Raw genomic sequence first — 15,924 nt, 5'->3', positions numbered from 1 at the left:
GGGATCTCCTAGAGGGTGGACATGAGTCCGACGGGGGTGGGCGTGAAGCCCGGGAAGACCGTAGCGGTGGAGGAGCCGAAGCGGGTCGAAACGATCTCGGCGAGGACGCTGCGGTAGTCGGTGGTGACGAGCAGGTCGGCGTCGTCGTCGAGGGTGAGACCGGGCCAGCGTCCGTGGACCGTGCCCCCCTTGACCCCGCGCCCGGCGACGAACATGACGTTGCCGTAGCCGTGGTCGAGGCCGTAGTTGTCGTTCTCGACCGTGCGCCGACCGAACTCGCTGAGCACGAGCAGGGTCACCTTGGAGGCCTGCGAGCCGAGGTCGTCCATGAACGCCGCCACCGACGTGGCGAGGTCGTCGGCGTTGCGGAGCATCTGGCCCCACTCGAGGGTGCCGAGCCCGCTGTGCATGTCCCAGTCACCCTGGTCGACGGTCAGGACCTGGACGCCGACGTCACCGCGCACGACGCGGGCGACCGTGGCCAGTGCCCGGCCGAGGTCGCTGTTGGGGTAGCGGTCCTCGTGGTCGGCCGTGGCGCGCACGGGCTGGAAGTCGCTGAGCGCGGAGAACGTCGAGCGCATCGCCTTGCCGAGGGGACCCGGGTGGGAGTCCCACAGGGTGTGCAGCGAGCGCTTCCGCCCGTCCTTGGAGACCCACTCGTCGTCGCCGGGGATCCGGACGTCGTCGACGGACCCGGCCGACATCACCGCCTCGTCGCCGAAGAGGGCGCCCGGGACGACGCCGCTGCCGACGTTGAAGCCGTGGAGCGGCGAGCTGCCGGAGTCGGTGCCGATGAGGCGGTTGAGCCAGCCCTGACGCACCGTCGAGCCCGGGTTCGCGTCCTCGACCTCCTCCATGGCGGCGAAGTGCGAGCGGTTCGGGGCCGGCAGCCCGGTCGCGTGCACGGCCGCGAGCCGGCCCGACTCCCAGAGCGGCAGCAGCGGTGCGAGGCTCGGGTGCAGCCCGAACATCGCATCCTTGGCGAGCAGCTGGCTCGCGGGGATCGCGAGGCGCGGGCGAGCCTGGTAGTAGACGGGGTCGCCGTGCGGGACGACCAGCGACAGGCCGTCCGCGGCGCCGCGCAGCGACAGCACCACGAGGACCGAGTCGGCGCTGGCGGCGCTGGCCGGCGAGGCCGTGACGACCGCCGAGCCGACCGCGGTCGTCGTGCCGGCCAGGGCCAGGGCGCCGGCGAAGAGGCCACGCCGCGACACCGAGCGGAACTCGCCGCAGCACGCGTCGTCGGCGGCGGTGGGGGAGGAGACGGTCCTGGAGGAGACGGTCGGGCGAGAGGTCATGGGGGTCACCGGGTCAGGAACATCGGGGAGTCGAGCAGGGTCGTGAGCAGTCGCGGCATGTTCCACCTCACGACGCCGTGGTCGCGGGTGATGCGCTCGCCGGGCCGGACGTCGAGGTGCTCGCAGCAGGCCTGGAGCAGTGCCGACGTCGATCGGCGGCCCAGGAGCTGCTGCGAGAGGTGGTCGACGAGCACGTCGAAGCGGATCGCGGGTTGGGGCAGCCACTGGGCAGGGGAGCGGTAGCTGACCCCCGTCTTCGGCCACCAGCCGCCGCTCAGCACGAAGTGCAGCTCCATCGAGGCGATCAGGCGCGCGGGCGACGACCACGAGTCGTTGTCGGTCGGCTGGCCGTCGGGTCGGGGCCAGGCGAGGGGCATGGCGCCGAGGCTCGACGTCTGCCACAGCAGGACGTTGGCGGCGTGCTCGTCGCCCGCGTCGCCCTCCGGGGGACGCGTGACGAAGATCTTCAGGGCCCGGAAGGTCGACACCAGGTCCTCGCACGGATCCTTGACCTTGGCGCCCTCGGCGGCCAGGAACGCCGGGTGTGCCACCAGGGCGCGCAGGACCGGCTTGATGGCGGTCCCGTTGTCCAGGTAGACCTTCGCCAGGTGGTCGACCAGTCCTTGCGGGGCGTCGTCGCTGACGAACTTGCGCACCAGCTTGCGGGCGATGCGTTGTGCCGTCGCGGGGTGGCGCGCGAGGTAGGTCAGGTAGCGGCGCGTCAGGTCTCGACCGTCGGCCAGCGCGTTGGCGTCGCTGAACCCCATGACCGTGACGGGACCGGTCCAGTGGGCGTTGGGGGAGTAGGTCGGCTCCCACGTGTCCCACAGGTCCACCAGCCAGCCGGTGAGGATGCGAGCCGACGCCTTGACGTCGGTCTCGGTGTAGGTGCCGCGGCCGACCGTGTGCAGCTCGAGCAGCTCGCGCCCGAGGTTCTCGTTGGGGCGCTTCTTGGTCGAGACGGCCTGGTCGAGGTAGATCAGCATCGCCGGGTGGGTGATCGCCGCGTGGAGCAGGTCCTCGAAGCGCCCCAGGGCGTGCTTGCGGATCGTCTCGCCGTAGGACACGCGGTGGGTGAAGGGTCCGTCGCCGTTGACCGGGACGTTGAGGTGGTTCTCCCAGAACTCCGTCATGACCTCGAGCACCTGTCGGCGCGAGCTCATCCGCCGGAGCAACAGCCAGCGCTGGTAGTCGGCCATCACCTCCCAGCCGCCCTCGACCCCGGTCTCCTGGCGCTTCCACAGGTCCTGGGGGGTCCTCGAGAGGCCTGACCACCACGAGCGGAGGCCGTCGACGTCGGCGTCGGCGATCCTGGCCGGGTCGAGCTGCTTCTCGAACCAGGCGCTGCCGCCCCCGTCGCGGCGCACGGTGGCCGTGAGGCCGGGGGTGATGCCGTAGGAGAAACGGCTGACCAGGTGGCGGCTCCGCGCGTTGAGCAGCGGGGCTCCGCGGTAGCGAGCCGGCGGGTAGGCGGCCTGTGCCGCGGACGGGGCGGCGACTGCTCCGGCGGCAGCGAGGCCGCCGACGGCACCGGCGCGGCCGAGCACGGCGCGGCGCGAGGTGGCGGGCAGGGGTGTCATCGAGGCTCCTGAGCGGGGGAGACGCGCGACCGAGGCGCGACCGCATCAGGCTAGGAGCGCCTCGGGGGAGCATGGTCAGTTCGGACTACAAGATGGCCCGTTGTGACTAGGAACTATGGCCGATCACCCTGCACGGAAGCGGCGTCCGGGGTGGGGTTCGCTAGCATGTTCCCTTCATCGCCCCCGACGACAAGGACCCCGGGCTCCGCCCATGGACGGCTCTCAAAGTACGACGCTCTCCACCTCGGGAGAGCAGCCATGACCCCCTACCTCCTGCTCGCGCTGGCGCTCCTGCTGGTCGTCATGTGCGGCATCTTCGTCGCCGCGGAGTTCGCCTTCGTCACGGTCGACCGTGGCCAGGTCGAGCGTGCCGCGGCCGCCGGCGACGTCCAGGCCCAAGGCGTCCTCGCCGGGCTCAAGACGCTCTCGACCCAGCTGTCGGGCGCCCAGGTGGGCATCACGGTCACCAACCTCGGCATCGGCTTCCTCGCCGAGCCGGCCATCTCCGACCTCGTCGAGGAGCCCCTGGCCGCCGTGGGCGTCCCTGACGGCGCTGTCTCGCCCGTCGCCATCGCGCTGGGCCTGACCATCGGCACGGTGCTCACGATGCTCTTCGGCGAGCTGGTGCCCAAGAACCTGGCCATCGCCCTGCCGATGGCCACCGCACGACGGAGCCAGGGACCGATGCGCCTCTGGACCGCGGTCAACCGTGGCCCGATCCGGGTGCTCAACGGCTCGGCCAACGCCATCGTGCGGCGTCTCGGCATGGAGCCCCAGGAGGAGCTGCGCTCCGCCCGCAGCTCCGCCGAGCTCGCCTCGCTGATCCAGCGCTCGGCCGATGTCGGCACCCTCGATGCCGACACCGCGGAGCTGATGGAGCGCTCGGTCGAGTTCGGCTCCCGCACCGCCGGCGAGATCATGACGCCCCGCGTGCGCACCCGCAGCCTCGAGGGCAACGACCGCGCCAGCGCGGTCATCGAGCTCACCCGCCAGACCGGGCACTCCCGCTTCCCCGTCCTCGACGCCGAGGACGTCGTCGTCGGCACCGTCCACGTCAAGCACGCGGTCGCGCTGCCGGTGCACGAGCGGTCGACCACCAAGGTCAAGCACCTCATGGTCAAGCCGATCGTGGTCCCCGACTCGCTGCGCCTCGACCCGCTCATGGCGCTGCTGCGCAAGGACGGCTTCCAGATGGCCGTCGTCCTCGACGAGTACGGCGGCCACGCGGGCATCGTCACGCTCGAGGACGTGATCGAGGAGATCGTCGGCGACATCGACGACGAGCACGACCGGCTCGGCGCACGCGCCCGCCAGCGCCGCGACGGCACGTGGTCGCTCTCCGGGCTCCTGCGACCCGACGAGGTCGAGGACGTCACCGGCATCGCGCTGCCCCAGGACGAGGACTACGACACCATCGCCGGCCTGGTGCTGAAGGTGGTCGGACGCGTGCCGGAGGCCGGTGACATCGCCGAGGTCCCCGTGCCCGACCTGACCGACCCCGACGAGCCGCGCGAGCAGCTCGCCGTCCTCACCGTCGAGCACATGGACGGCCTCCGCATCGACCGCCTGGCGCTGCGCCTGCACGAGGGCGACGAGTCCGACGAGTCCGACGAGGCCCTGCATGAGTGACCTGACCGCACTGCTCGTCGCCGTGCTCCTGCTCGGCGCCAACGCCTTCTTCGTCGGCGCGGAGTTCGCCATCATCTCCGCGCGGCGCACCCAGATCGAGCCACGGGCCCAGGCCGGGTCGCGGATGGCCAAGACGACCCTGAAGGCCATGGAGGACGTGTCGCTGATGATGGCGGGCGCCCAGCTCGGCATCACCATCTGCTCGCTGGGTCTCGGCGCCATCGGCGAGCCTGCCGTGGCCCACCTCCTCGAGCCCGGCTTCGCGGCGCTCGGCGTGCCCGAGGCGTTCCTGCACCCGGTCGCGTTCGTGCTCGCACTGCTCATCGTGGTCTTCCTGCACGTGGTCCTCGGTGAGATGGTCCCCAAGAACATCGCCCTCGCCGGACCGGAGCGTTCGGCGATCCTGCTCGCGCCGCCGCTCGTCGGGGTGGTGACCATCCTGCGGCCGGTCATCGGCACCCTCAACGCCGCCGCCAACGCGGTGCTGCGGCTGCTCAAGGTGGAGCCCAAGGACGAGATCAGCTCCACCTTCACCCGCGAGGAGGTGGCCGCCCTGGTCGAGGAGTCCCGGGGTGAGGGCCTGCTGGCCGCCGACGAGTACGACCGGCTCGCCGGCGCGCTGGGCTTCACGGAGAAGACCGTGGCCGCCGTCCTGATGCCGCCCGAGACGTTGGCGACGGTGACCCGCGGCTCCAGCCCCGCCGACGTCGAGGCCCTGTGCGCCCTCACGGGCTTCAGCCGCTTCCCGGTCGCCAGCGAGGACGGTGAGCTGATGGGCTACCTGCACATCAAGGACGTTCTCGAGCCCGACGAGGTGCGGCGCCTCCAGCCCATCGAGGACAAGTGGATCCGCCCCTTCGCCCCGGTGACCACCGGTGACCAGCTCCACGACGCGCTCGAGACGCTTCAGCGCCGGGGCGCCCACATGGCGCGGGTGGTCGACCTGGAGGGCGTCACGCTCGGCCTGGCGACCCTCGAGGACGTGATCGAGGAGCTCGTCGGCGAGATCCGCGACGGGGCGCACCACGAGGAGACGGTCTGAGGGCCGCAGGACCGCTGCCACCTCCACGGTCCTCGACACCGTGACGGATAGGGTGATGCCACAGCACCCGAGCACCCCCTCACCAACAGCGAGAAGCAGGCATCAGTGGAGGAAGCAGTGACGCGTCACGACCGCGTCTGGACCCTGCCCAACCTGCTCAGCGCCCTCCGCCTCGCCGGGGTCCCGGTCTTCCTGTGGCTGGTCCTGGGCCCCGAGGAGGACGGCTGGGCGCTCGCCCTGCTGATGGTCTCCGGCTTCACCGACTTCCTCGACGGCTGGCTGGCCCGCAAGCTCGACCAGCAGTCCACGGTCGGCCAGATCCTCGACCCGGTCGCCGACCGTCTCTACATCCTGGCCGTCGTCGTCGGGCTCGCACTGCGTGACGTCATCCCCTGGTGGATGGCCGTGTCCCTTCCCCTGCGCGACGCCCTCATGTGGGGCCTCGTGCCGCTGCTGCGCACCCGCGGCTACAGCGCGCTGCCGGTCCACTTCCTCGGCAAGGCGGCGACGTTCAACCTCCTCTACGCCTTCCCGCTGCTGCTCCTGGGTGACGGCGAGGGCGTGATCGCGGTGCTCGCGCAGGTCTTCGGCTGGGCCTTCGCCTTCTGGGGCATCGGTCTCTACTGGTGGGCCGGGGTCCTTTACGCCTGGCAGGTGCGCAAGCTGCTCCTGACCACCGAGCCTCGCTCGGCGGTGCAGGGTGCCTGACCGCGTCGAGGAACGTCTCGGGCTCCCTCCCCGCGTCACGCTGCCGCTGCTGGACCTGATCCAGCAGCAGGCGCTGGACGAGGACTACCTCGTCGCGGCGGAGCGTCGGGCCGGGCGCGCCCAGCAGGAGGCGCTGCGCGGCAGCGACGCCGGCGCCGACGACCGGTCGCAGCGCACCCCGCGCAGGATCGCGGCCGTCGTGGTCGCGGTCTTCGGGATCATGGCCTCCACCGCCGCGGTGCAGACCCAGCGCAACGCCTCGGTCGACGACGAGGGTCGCGCCAGCCTGGTGTCGCGCATCGACGACCAGAGCGCCCGGGTCGCCGGTCTCCAGGAGCGCATCGCGCAGCTGCGCGACAGCAACGCGTCCCGCGAGGCCCGGGCCCGCGCGATCGCGGCCGACGAGGCGGCCCTGACCCCGCGTCTGCGCCGGCTGCGGGTCCGCACCGGCTTCGTCGCCGTGCGGGGTGAGGGGATCAGCGTCGTCGTCGACGACGCCGCGTCCGGCAGCGCGGACGGGGTCGTGCGCGACGAGGACCTGGCACTGCTCGCCGACGGGCTCTGGACCGCCGGCGCCGAGGCGATCTCGATCAACGGCCAGCGCCTCACGGCGCTCAGCTCGATCCGCACCTCGGGGCAGGCGATCGAGGTCAACGGCATCGGCATCGCGCCGCCCTACTCCGTGCTGGTGATCGGCAACCGCAACACGTTGCAGGCCGAATTCTTCGAGACCAGCAGCGGGCTGGCGTTCAACGACCTGTCCGCCCGCTTCGGCTTCGAGTTCGACCTGCAGGACGAGGACTCGCTGTCCCTGCCCTCCGGCCCGTCGATGTTCCTGTTCCTGCGGTCGGCCGTGGAAGGCAGCGGCGCCGACCAGAACCCGCCCAAGACCGAGGAGATGAACAGATGATCGCCGTGCTCGGCCTGGCGCTGGGCGTGCTCGTCGGGGTGTTCTTCAAGCCCGACGTGCCGCTCGGCCTCGAGCCCTACCTCCCGATCGCGGTGGTGGCGGCGCTCGATGCCGTGTTCGGTGGCATGCGCGCCTACCTCGACGGCATCTTCGACGACAAGGTCTTCGTCGTGTCGTTCGTGAGCAACGTCGTCATCGCGGCCGGCATCGTCTACGTCGGGGACAAGCTCGGCGTCGGAGGCCAGCTCTCGACCGGCGTGATCGTGGTGCTGGGGATCCGCATCTTCTCCAACGTGGCCGCCATCCGGAGGCACCTGTTCCATGCCTGAGGACAAGCCCTCCGGACGCGAGCGCCTCCTGCGGGCGCTCTTCCAGCCGTCGCGCCGCCAGGTCGTCGTCGCGCTCCTCCTCGCCCTCGTCGGCTTCGCCGCCGTCACGCAGGTGCGCAGCACCGAGGTCGACGACACCTACTCCGCACTGCGCGAGCAGGACCTCATCGACGTGCTCAACGGCCTCGCCGGCACGACCCAGCGCGCGGAGTCGGAGATCACCCGGCTCCAGCGCACCCGCGACGAGCTCCAGTCCGACACCAGCCGCCGACAGGCCGCTCTGGAGCAGGCCCAGAGCGAGGTCGACACGCTCAACATCCTGGCCGGGCTCGTGCCCGTCACGGGTCCGGGCATCCGGATCACCATCACCGAGGTCGACGGCACGGTCGAGGTCGCGTCGCTCATCGACACCGTCCAGGAGCTCCGCACGGTGGGGGCCGAGGCGATGCAGTTCAACGGTCAGGTGCGGATCATCGCCCAGAGCTCGTTCACCGACGACGTGGGGGGCATCTCGATCGACGGGGTCGAGCTGGCGTCGCCGTACGTCATCGACGTCATCGGTGACCCCGCCGTCCTCGAGGGGGCGATGACCTTCGCGCTCGGACCGAAGGCCAAGCTGGAGGCCGACGGTGCCGAGCTGGAGGTCCAGCAGCTCACCTCGCTCGACATCGAGGCCGTGCGATCGCCGGTCCAGCCCGAGTACGCCGTGCCCGACTCGGGCCAGTGAGGCCCGGGGCAGTAGCCTGCACGCGATCCTGCGCCCGGCCCCGGCCCGGTGCTCCGACCCGAGGAGACCACCTTGTACCCCGATGACCTGAAGTACACCGTCGAGCACGAGTGGCTCCGCACGCCGGGCGAGCACGAGGGATCGGTCCGCGTCGGCATCACCGACTACGCCCAGGACGCCCTCGGCGACATCGTCTACGTCTCCCTGCCCGAGGTGGGCGACACCCTCGACGCCGGCAGCACCTGCGGTGAGCTGGAGTCGACCAAGTCGGTCAGCGACGTCTACGCGCCGGTCTCCGGCGAGGTCGTGGCGCGCAACGAGTCGCTGGATGCTACGCCCGAGCTGGTCAACAACGACCCCTACGGCGGCGGCTGGCTCTTCGAGATCGTCCCGTCCGACGCCACGCAGCTCGACGACCTGCTCGAGGCCGACGGCTACGTCGCCTCGCTCGAGGGCTGATTGCTCATCGGGTCGTGGACCCGGGCACGCTGCTGATAGGTTCGGAGCAACCGTCAACCTCCACCCTGCCTTGAGGGTTTTGGGAGAGGCATACGGCTCGACGGACGACCCGACCGGAGGATGATTCGATGCCGTTCTGCACCGCATGTGGCAGGCAGAACCCGGACGACGCGCGCTTCTGTGCCCAGTGCGGCACCAAGCTGGTCAGCGTCGAGGCTCCCGCCGCCGGCGCGGTCGAGCCGGTGGGGGAGTCCACCGCCACGATCCAGATCGGCACCCCCGGTGTTGACCGCGTCGAGACCTCCGACCGCCAGCTCAACCCGGTGGACGCGGCGGCCGTGGACGCGCTGCCCACCGGGCACGCCCTGCTGGTGGTCCAGAAGGGCCCCGGCGCCGGCAGCCGCTTCCTGCTCGACGGCGACGTCACCCACGCCGGCCGTCACCCCGACAGCGAGATCTTCCTCGACGACGTGACCGTGTCGCGCCGCCATGCGGTGTTCCACCGTGACGGCGACTCCTTCACGGTCAGCGACGTCGGCAGCCTCAACGGCACCTACGTCAACCGCGACCGCATCGAGAAGGTCCAGCTCAACGACAGCGACGAGGTCCAGATCGGCAAGTACCGCCTGGTCTTCTTCTCGGGTCACGAGAGCCACTGACCGTGGCGAGCTCGCCGTTGCCGGAGAGCGCCGCCGGAGGGTCTCGGGCGCGCATGAACATCGGGCAGGTCCTCGACCTGCTCCGCTCGGACTTCCCGGGGATCACCATCCCCAAGATCCGCTTCCTCGAGGACAAGGGGCTGATCAAGCCCGAGCGGACGCCCGCGGGCTACCGCAAGTTCGCCCACGAGGACGTCGAGCGGCTGCGCTATGTGCTGCGCATGCAGCGCGACCACTACCTGCCGCTCAAGGTCATCGGTGAGCACCTGGACGCCATCGACCGCGGCCTGGAGCCGCCGCCGATCGACGCCGTGGTCCCGACCGTGCCCCAGGTCGCCCTCGCCGCCGACGGGCTGCCCAGTGCCGACTCCTTCTCCCGCCACGACAACCTGCGGCTCTCGCGGCGCGAGCTCCTCAAGATCGCCGAGATCTCCGAGGAGCTGCTGGTCCAGCTCGAGCAGTTCGGGCTGATCACGCCCCGAGCCGGCACCGGTCACTACGACACCGACGCCCTGGTCATCGCGCAGACCGCCCGCGAGCTCGCGGACTTCGGCTTCGAGCCCCGGCACCTGCGGGCCTTCAAGACCTCCGCCGACCGTGAGGTCGGGCTCGTCGAGCAGGTCATCGCCCCCCTCAAGCGCGGTCGCGACGCCTCGGCACGCGCCCGCGCCGACGACGTGGTCTCCGAGATCGCGGCGCTGTCGGTCCGGCTGCACGCCACGTTGGTCAAGTCGGGCCTGCGCTCGCGCTGAGCGCGGGGTCCACGGGCCTTCCGGACCGGAGTAGCCTGACTTCCATGCGCGAAGTTGACGTCATGGGAGTCCGGGTCGAGATGCCCTCGAACCAGCCGATCGTGCTGCTGCGCGAGATCACGGGGGAGCGTTACCTCCCCATCTGGATCGGCGCGGTCGAGGCCACGGCGATCGCCTTCGCCCAGCAGGGCGTGATCCCGCCGCGGCCGCTGACCCACGACCTGCTCAAGGACGTGCTCGAGGCGACCGGCAACGAGCTCACCGAGGTGCGCATCACCGACGTCAAGGACGGTGTCTTCTTCGCGACCCTGGTCTTCGAGTCCGGCGCCGAGGTCAGCGCCCGCCCCTCCGACTCCATCGCGCTCGCGCTGCGCACCGGCACCAAGATCCTGTGCGCCGAGGAGGTCCTCGACGAGGCGGGCCTCGCCGTGCCTGCCGAGCAGGAGGACGAGGTCGAGAAGTTCCGCGAGTTCCTCGACCAGGTGACCCCCGAGGACTTCGAGGCCCCGACCGAGCAGTGATCTCGGCTCGCGCGGTCTGACCCTCACGTTGAGGTTGAGGGTTGCGACACGCCGCTGGAGTCTTTGACCGCCCCGGTCATCGGCCGTACCTTGAAGTGTCTCTGTTGTAACTCCACGCTTGTCCTTCCCCGGAGCTACGTCCAACGGAGTAGACCCACGGAGGACCGTGTGAACGAGCAGAAGCCCGAGACCGGCATCAGCGCCGCAGCAGTGGAGGCCGTCGAGACGGCGGAGGAGCAGGGACTGCTCTTCACCGACGACGTCTCCCCGCTGCCCAGCGACCTGGGCTACCGCGGTCCCACCGCCTGCAACGCAGCCGGCATCACCTACCGCCAGCTCGACTACTGGGCCCGCACCGGCCTCATCGAGCCCACCGTCCGCGGCGCGAGCGGGTCGGGCTCCCAGCGGCTCTACTCCTTCCGCGACATCTTGATCCTCAAGGTCATCAAGCGCCTGCTCGATGCCGGCATCTCGCTGCAGCAGATCCGCACCGCGGTGACCCACCTGCGTGAGCGCGGCACCGACGACCTGACCCGCGTCACGCTGATGTCCGACGGCGCCTCGGTCTACGAGTGCACCAGCAACGACGAGGTCATCGACCTGCTCCAGGGCGGCCAGGGCGTCTTCGGCATCGCCATCGGTGGCGTCTGGCGCGAGATCGAGGGCACCCTCGCCGAGTTGCCCAGCGAGCGCGCCTCCGACGACGCGGCCAGCACCGCCGCCAAGGACGAGCTCGCTGCTCGTCGTGCCGCCCGCCAGACCGGCTGACCGCACCCTCTGCTCCAGCTCCGGCCGGGTCGTCACCCTCGTGGTGGCGGCCCGGTCGTCATGTCGGGGGACCTGCGGATTGGTCACCAACCGCAGACCCAGGACCCCGAAGGATGCGGTTTGGTCACCAACCGCAGTCCGACGGTTGCTAGGCTGTGCCCGCTGACTGATCCCGCACGGGAGAGTCTTCGCTCGGCGGCCTGATCACCGGCCCGTCGGGAACGAAGCGCCGAAGGGGCAATTCCTCCCCGGAACCTCTCAGGCGCCCGGACCGTGCGGAGCAGGCAACTCTGGAGGACCAACGTCGGTCCGACAGAGGGGGAGGGCGATGGTGCCATCGACCTCGATCCTGCAGGAGTCCCCGTGTCAGACCACCCCAGCCTCACCGAGCTGGACGGCGCCTCGCCGTTCGTAGAGCGCCACATCGGGCTGCGCCCCGCCGACGAGCAGGTCATGCTCGAGCGCCTCGGCTTCGCGACGCTGTCGGAGCTGATGGACGCCGCGGTGCCCGGCGGGATCCGGTCCGGGGTCGAGCTCGAGCTCCCCACGGCGCTGACCGAGCACGCGACGGCCAAGGCGCTGCGCTCGCTCGCGGCCGCCAACCGACCGGGGGAGGCGATGATCGGCCTGGGCTACCACGCCACGATCACCCCGCCCGTCGTGCGGCGCAACGTCCTCGAGGACCCCAGCTGGTACACCGCCTACACGCCCTACCAGCCCGAGATCTCCCAGGGCCGGCTCGAGGCGCTGATCAACTTCCAGACCGTCATCGGCGACCTGACCGGGCTGCCCACCGCCAACGCGTCCCTGCTCGACGAGAGCACGGCTGCCGCCGAGGCCATGACCCTCGTACGACGGGGCAACCGCAAGGCCGTGGGCCCCTTCGTGGTCGATGCCGATGCGCTTCCGCAGACGATCGACGTCGTGCGCACCCGCGCGGAGGGCATGGGCATCGAGGTCGTGGTCGCCGACCTGACGCAGGGCCTGCCCGACGGTGAGCTGTCGGGCGTCCTCGTGCAGTACCCCGGCGCCTCCGGACGTGTCCTCGACCCGCGGCCGGTCATCGAGGCCGCCCACGAGCGCAACGCCCTCGCCGTCGTCGCCGCCGACCTGCTCGCGCTGACGGTGCTCGAGGCACCCGGCGCCCTGGGCGCCGACGTCGTCGTCGGCTCCTCCCAGCGCTTCGGCGTGCCGCTGTTCTACGGCGGACCGCACGCCGGCTTCATGGCGGTCGCGTCCGGACTCGAGCGGCACCTGCCCGGTCGGCTCGTCGGGGTGTCCATCGACGCCGAGGGGCGTCCGGCCTACCGACTGGCACTGCAGACGCGCGAGCAGCACATCCGTCGCGACAAGGCGACCTCCAACATCTGCACCGCCCAGGTGCTCCTGGCCGTCGTCGCCTCGATGTACGCCGTCTACCACGGCCCCGAGGGGCTCAAGGCCATCGCGACCCGCACCCACCGCTACGCCGCCGTGCTGGCCGAGGCGCTGCGCGCGGCAGGCGTCACCGTCGACCACGAGCAGTTCTTCGACACCCTCTCGGTGAGCGTGCCCGGCCGTGGCGTCGAGGTGCAGCAGGCGGCGCGTCAGATGGGCATCCAGATCCGGCTCGTCGACGCCGACACCGTCGGGATCTCGACCTCGGAGTGCACGACCGGCTCGACGATCGGCGGTCTGCTCAAGGCCTTCGGCGTCACCGCCGACCTCGACTCCATCGACCTCGCGACGGCGGACGCGCTGCCGGGCGACCTGCGCCGCGCCACGCCGTACCTCACGCACGAGGTCTTCGGCGCGCACCACAGCGAGACCCAGATGCTGCGCTACCTGCGCCGGCTGTCGGCGCGTGACTACGCGCTGGACCGCGGCATGATCCCGCTGGGCTCGTGCACGATGAAGCTCAACGCGACGACCGAGATGGAGCCCGTCTCGCTGCCGGGCTTCGCCGACCTGCACCCCTTCGTGCCGGCCGAGGACGCCCAGGGCTACCGCCAGCTGGTCGACGACCTCGAGGGCTGGCTGGCCGAGGTCACCGGCTACGACAAGGTCTCGATCCAGCCCAACGCCGGCTCGCAGGGCGAGCTCGCAGGACTGCTGGCGATCCGCGGCTTCCACCGGGCCAACGGCGACGAGGGCCGCGACGTCTGCCTGATCCCGTCGTCGGCGCACGGCACCAACGCCGCCTCCGCGGTCATGGCCGGCATGCGCGTCGTGGTGGTCAAGGCCGCCGACGACGGCACCGTCGACCTCGAGGACCTGCGCGCGCAGTGCGAGAAGCACGCCGACGACCTGGCCGCGATCATGGTCACCTACCCGTCGACGCACGGTGCCTACGAGGACACCATCTCCGAGCTCTGCGAGGTCGTGCACTCCCACGGCGGCCAGGTCTACGTGGACGGGGCCAACCTCAACGCGCTCCTCGGCTACGCCAAGCCCGGCGAGTTCGGCGGCGACGTCTCGCACCTCAACCTGCACAAGACCTTCTGCATCCCGCACGGCGGCGGTGGCCCGGGTGTCGGACCGGTCGCGGTGCGCGCCCACCTGGCGCCCTACCTCCCCTCGCACGCGATGCACCCGGAGGAGGCCAAGCGCTCGGGCATCGGCCCGATCAGCGGCGCGCCCTACGGCTCGGCCGGCATCCTGCCGATCTCCTGGGCCTACATCCGCCTGATGGGCGGCGCGGGGCTGACCCGGGCGACGGCGACCGCGGTGCTGTCCGCCAACTACGTCGCTGCCCGGCTCGGCGAGCACTTCCCGGTGCTCTACCGCGGCCACAGCGGCCTGGTGGCCCACGAGTGCATCCTCGACGTCCGCGGCATCACCAAGGAGACCGGCGTCAGCATCGACGACGTCGCCAAGCGGCTGGTCGACTACGGCTTCCACTCACCGACCATGTCGTTCCCCGTCGCGGGGACGCTGATGGTCGAGCCGACCGAGTCCGAGGACCTCGCCGAGATCGACCGCTTCTGCGAGGCGATGATCGCGATCAAGGGCGAGATCGACCGGGTCGCGGCAGGGGAGTGGGCCCCGGAGGACTCGCCGCTGCGTGGGGCCCCGCACACCTCTCGCGCGCTCGTCGGCGAGTGGGACCGCGCCTACCCGCGGGAGCTCGCGGTCTTCCCGACCGGCGTCGACCCGGACAAGTACTGGCCGCCGGTCGGTCGCATCGACCAGGCCTACGGCGACCGCAACCTGCAGTGCTCCTGCCCGCCGCTGGAGGCCTTCGCCGAGTGAGCGCCCGCTGGGACTCCTGCTTGGCCGCCCTCCAGGCACACGGGCGACTGCCCTCGGCCGTAGCCGGCGTCCTGCAGGGCGGCGAGCTCGTGTGGACCGGCGCGGCCGGGGCCGGCTCGGTGGACGAGCGCTTCCGCATCGGGTCGATCACCAAGACCGTCACCGCTGTGGCCGTGCTCCAGGCACGCGACGCGGGGCTGCTGTCGCTCGACGACACGATCGGCTCGGTCGTCCCGGAGACCGGCTATCGCGACGTGACCGTGCGTGAGCTCCTCGCCCACACCGGCGGGCTCCAGAGCGAGCCGGTCGGCTCGTGGTGGGAGCGGTCGCCCGGGGTCGACTTCGCGACGCTGGTGGCCGCCAACGACGCCAGCGGCTCCGTGTCCGAGCCGGGGGAGTTCCACTACAGCAACCTGGGCTTCGCCCTGCTCGGGGAGGCGGTCGCGCGGGTGCACGGCGCGTCGTGGTGGGACGTCGTGTCGGCCCACGTCCTGGCACCCCTCGGCCTCGACCACACGTCGTACGACGACGCGGCGCCAGCCGCGCAGGGGTGGAGCGTCGACCACTTCGCGGGCACGCTGACCCGGGAGCCGCACCAGGACACCGGCGCGATGGCGCCCGCGGGCCAGCTGTGGAGCTCGGTGGCCGACCTGGCGACTTTCGCGCTGTTCCTCGCCGACGGACACCCCGACGTGCTCTCCCGCGAGAGCCTGGCGGAGATGGTGCGACCGACCAGCCCGACCTACGGTCTCGGCACCTGGCTGCTGGAGCTGCCCGAGCTCCCGGGGCGTCGGCTGGTGGGGCACCCGGGCTCGATGCCGGGCTTCCAGGCCAGCCTGTTCGTCGACCCCGAGACCCGGGACGGCGTGGTCGTTCTCGCGTCGTCGACCACGGGGCTCGACACCGACACGGTCCCCGGGCTGCTGCTCGGCGACCGTGAGCTGACGCCCCTGGAGCCCTGGGTGCCGACCCAGCAGGTGCCGGCGGGGGTGCGTGACCTGCTGGGGTTGTGGTTCTGGGGCAACAGCGCGGTCGAGGTGCGCTGGCACAACGAGCAGCTGCACCTGCGCAGCGTGGCCCGGCACCGGCTCACCGACGTCTTCGAGGTCCGTGAGGCGGGCATCGTGGGCACCTGGGGCTACCACCGCGGCGAGCGGCTGCGGGTGCACCGTCGGCGCGACCGGACGATCTCGCACCTCGAGTGCGCGACGTTCATCTACACCCGCACGCCCTACGACCCGACCGTGCCCGTCCCCGGCGGTCATCCGGCCTGAGCGCCGAGTCGGCGCGATGGTGCACGGATTGCACCAT

15 protein-coding genes and 1 riboswitch are annotated in these 15,924 nt (G+C 71.3%); of the genes, 13 read left to right on the top strand and 2 right to left on the bottom strand.

Annotated elements, in window-relative coordinates:
- Positions 1-8 precede the first annotated feature (8 nt).
- Together AAG827_RS15925 and AAG827_RS15920 are read right to left on the bottom strand one after the other, a co-directional pair.
- Positions 9-1,298, bottom strand: a complete 1,290-nt coding sequence (locus AAG827_RS15925) for a DUF1501 domain-containing protein (protein WP_341927135.1) — start codon at positions 1,296-1,298, stop codon at positions 9-11.
- Between the two features lie 5 nt (positions 1,299-1,303).
- Positions 1,304-2,878, bottom strand: a complete 1,575-nt coding sequence (locus AAG827_RS15920) for a DUF1800 domain-containing protein (protein ID WP_341927134.1) — start codon at positions 2,876-2,878, stop codon at positions 1,304-1,306.
- 258 nt (positions 2,879-3,136) lie between these two features.
- Here AAG827_RS15920 and AAG827_RS15915 point away from each other — a divergent pair, with 258 nt between their 5' ends.
- From AAG827_RS15915 to AAG827_RS15855, 13 genes are all read left to right on the top strand, one after another.
- The gene (locus AAG827_RS15915) at positions 3,137-4,507 is read left to right on the top strand and encodes a hemolysin family protein (protein WP_341927133.1); all 1,371 of its coding nucleotides are present in this window, start codon (positions 3,137-3,139) and stop codon (positions 4,505-4,507) included.
- Complete coding sequence (locus tag AAG827_RS15910) at positions 4,500-5,549, top strand: hemolysin family protein (RefSeq protein ID WP_341927131.1); 1,050 nt, start codon at positions 4,500-4,502, stop codon at positions 5,547-5,549. Before AAG827_RS15915 ends, AAG827_RS15910 begins: the two co-directional genes overlap by 8 nt.
- Before the next feature lie 117 nt (positions 5,550-5,666).
- The gene (locus AAG827_RS15905) at positions 5,667-6,257 is read left to right on the top strand and encodes a CDP-alcohol phosphatidyltransferase family protein (RefSeq protein ID WP_341927130.1); all 591 of its coding nucleotides are present in this window, start codon (positions 5,667-5,669) and stop codon (positions 6,255-6,257) included.
- Complete coding sequence (locus AAG827_RS15900) at positions 6,250-7,167, top strand: DUF881 domain-containing protein (protein ID WP_341927129.1); 918 nt, start codon at positions 6,250-6,252, stop codon at positions 7,165-7,167. Before AAG827_RS15905 ends, AAG827_RS15900 begins: the two co-directional genes overlap by 8 nt.
- On the top strand, positions 7,164-7,496 hold the full coding sequence (locus tag AAG827_RS15895; protein ID WP_309650440.1) for a DUF1290 domain-containing protein: 333 nt from the start codon (positions 7,164-7,166) through the stop codon (positions 7,494-7,496). The genes AAG827_RS15900 and AAG827_RS15895 overlap by 4 nt, the downstream gene beginning before the upstream one ends.
- Entirely contained in the window at positions 7,489-8,223 is a 735-nt protein-coding gene (locus AAG827_RS15890) for a DUF881 domain-containing protein (RefSeq protein WP_341927125.1), read from the top strand. Before AAG827_RS15895 ends, AAG827_RS15890 begins: the two co-directional genes overlap by 8 nt.
- 72 nt (positions 8,224-8,295) lie before the next feature.
- Entirely contained in the window at positions 8,296-8,682 is a 387-nt protein-coding gene (gene gcvH / locus AAG827_RS15885; RefSeq protein WP_341927124.1) for a glycine cleavage system protein GcvH, read from the top strand.
- A gap of 128 nt (positions 8,683-8,810) precedes the next feature.
- Positions 8,811-9,341: an FHA domain-containing protein gene (locus tag AAG827_RS15880; RefSeq protein WP_341927123.1), complete on the top strand. Its 531-nt coding sequence runs from the start codon at positions 8,811-8,813 to the stop codon at positions 9,339-9,341.
- A 53-nt stretch (positions 9,342-9,394) separates the two neighbouring features.
- Positions 9,395-10,093: a MerR family transcriptional regulator gene (locus AAG827_RS15875; protein WP_341927122.1), complete on the top strand. Its 699-nt coding sequence runs from the start codon at positions 9,395-9,397 to the stop codon at positions 10,091-10,093.
- Between the two features lie 44 nt (positions 10,094-10,137).
- Positions 10,138-10,614 carry a bifunctional nuclease family protein gene (locus AAG827_RS15870; RefSeq protein WP_309650435.1) on the top strand — a complete coding sequence of 159 codons (477 nt, stop codon included), beginning with the start codon at positions 10,138-10,140 and terminating at the stop codon, positions 10,612-10,614.
- 195 nt (positions 10,615-10,809) lie between these two features.
- Entirely contained in the window at positions 10,810-11,382 is a 573-nt protein-coding gene (locus AAG827_RS15865) for a MerR family transcriptional regulator (protein ID WP_341927151.1), read from the top strand.
- Positions 11,383-11,549: 167 nt separating this feature from the next.
- Positions 11,550-11,666: riboswitch (glycine riboswitch) on the top strand.
- Between the two features lie 79 nt (positions 11,667-11,745).
- Entirely contained in the window at positions 11,746-14,613 is a 2,868-nt protein-coding gene (gene gcvP, locus AAG827_RS15860; RefSeq protein WP_341927121.1) for an aminomethyl-transferring glycine dehydrogenase, read from the top strand.
- The gene (locus tag AAG827_RS15855) at positions 14,610-15,887 is read left to right on the top strand and encodes a serine hydrolase domain-containing protein (protein WP_341927120.1); all 1,278 of its coding nucleotides are present in this window, start codon (positions 14,610-14,612) and stop codon (positions 15,885-15,887) included. The genes gcvP and AAG827_RS15855 overlap by 4 nt, the downstream gene beginning before the upstream one ends.
- Positions 15,888-15,924 lie beyond the last annotated feature (37 nt).

It is taken from the genome of Nocardioides psychrotolerans, assembly GCF_943371775.1.
Classification (GTDB): Bacteria; Actinomycetota; Actinomycetes; order Propionibacteriales; family Nocardioidaceae; genus Nocardioides; species Nocardioides psychrotolerans_A.
Note: the sequence above shows the minus strand (reverse complement) of the source record. Positions and strands in the feature narration are given on the sequence as shown.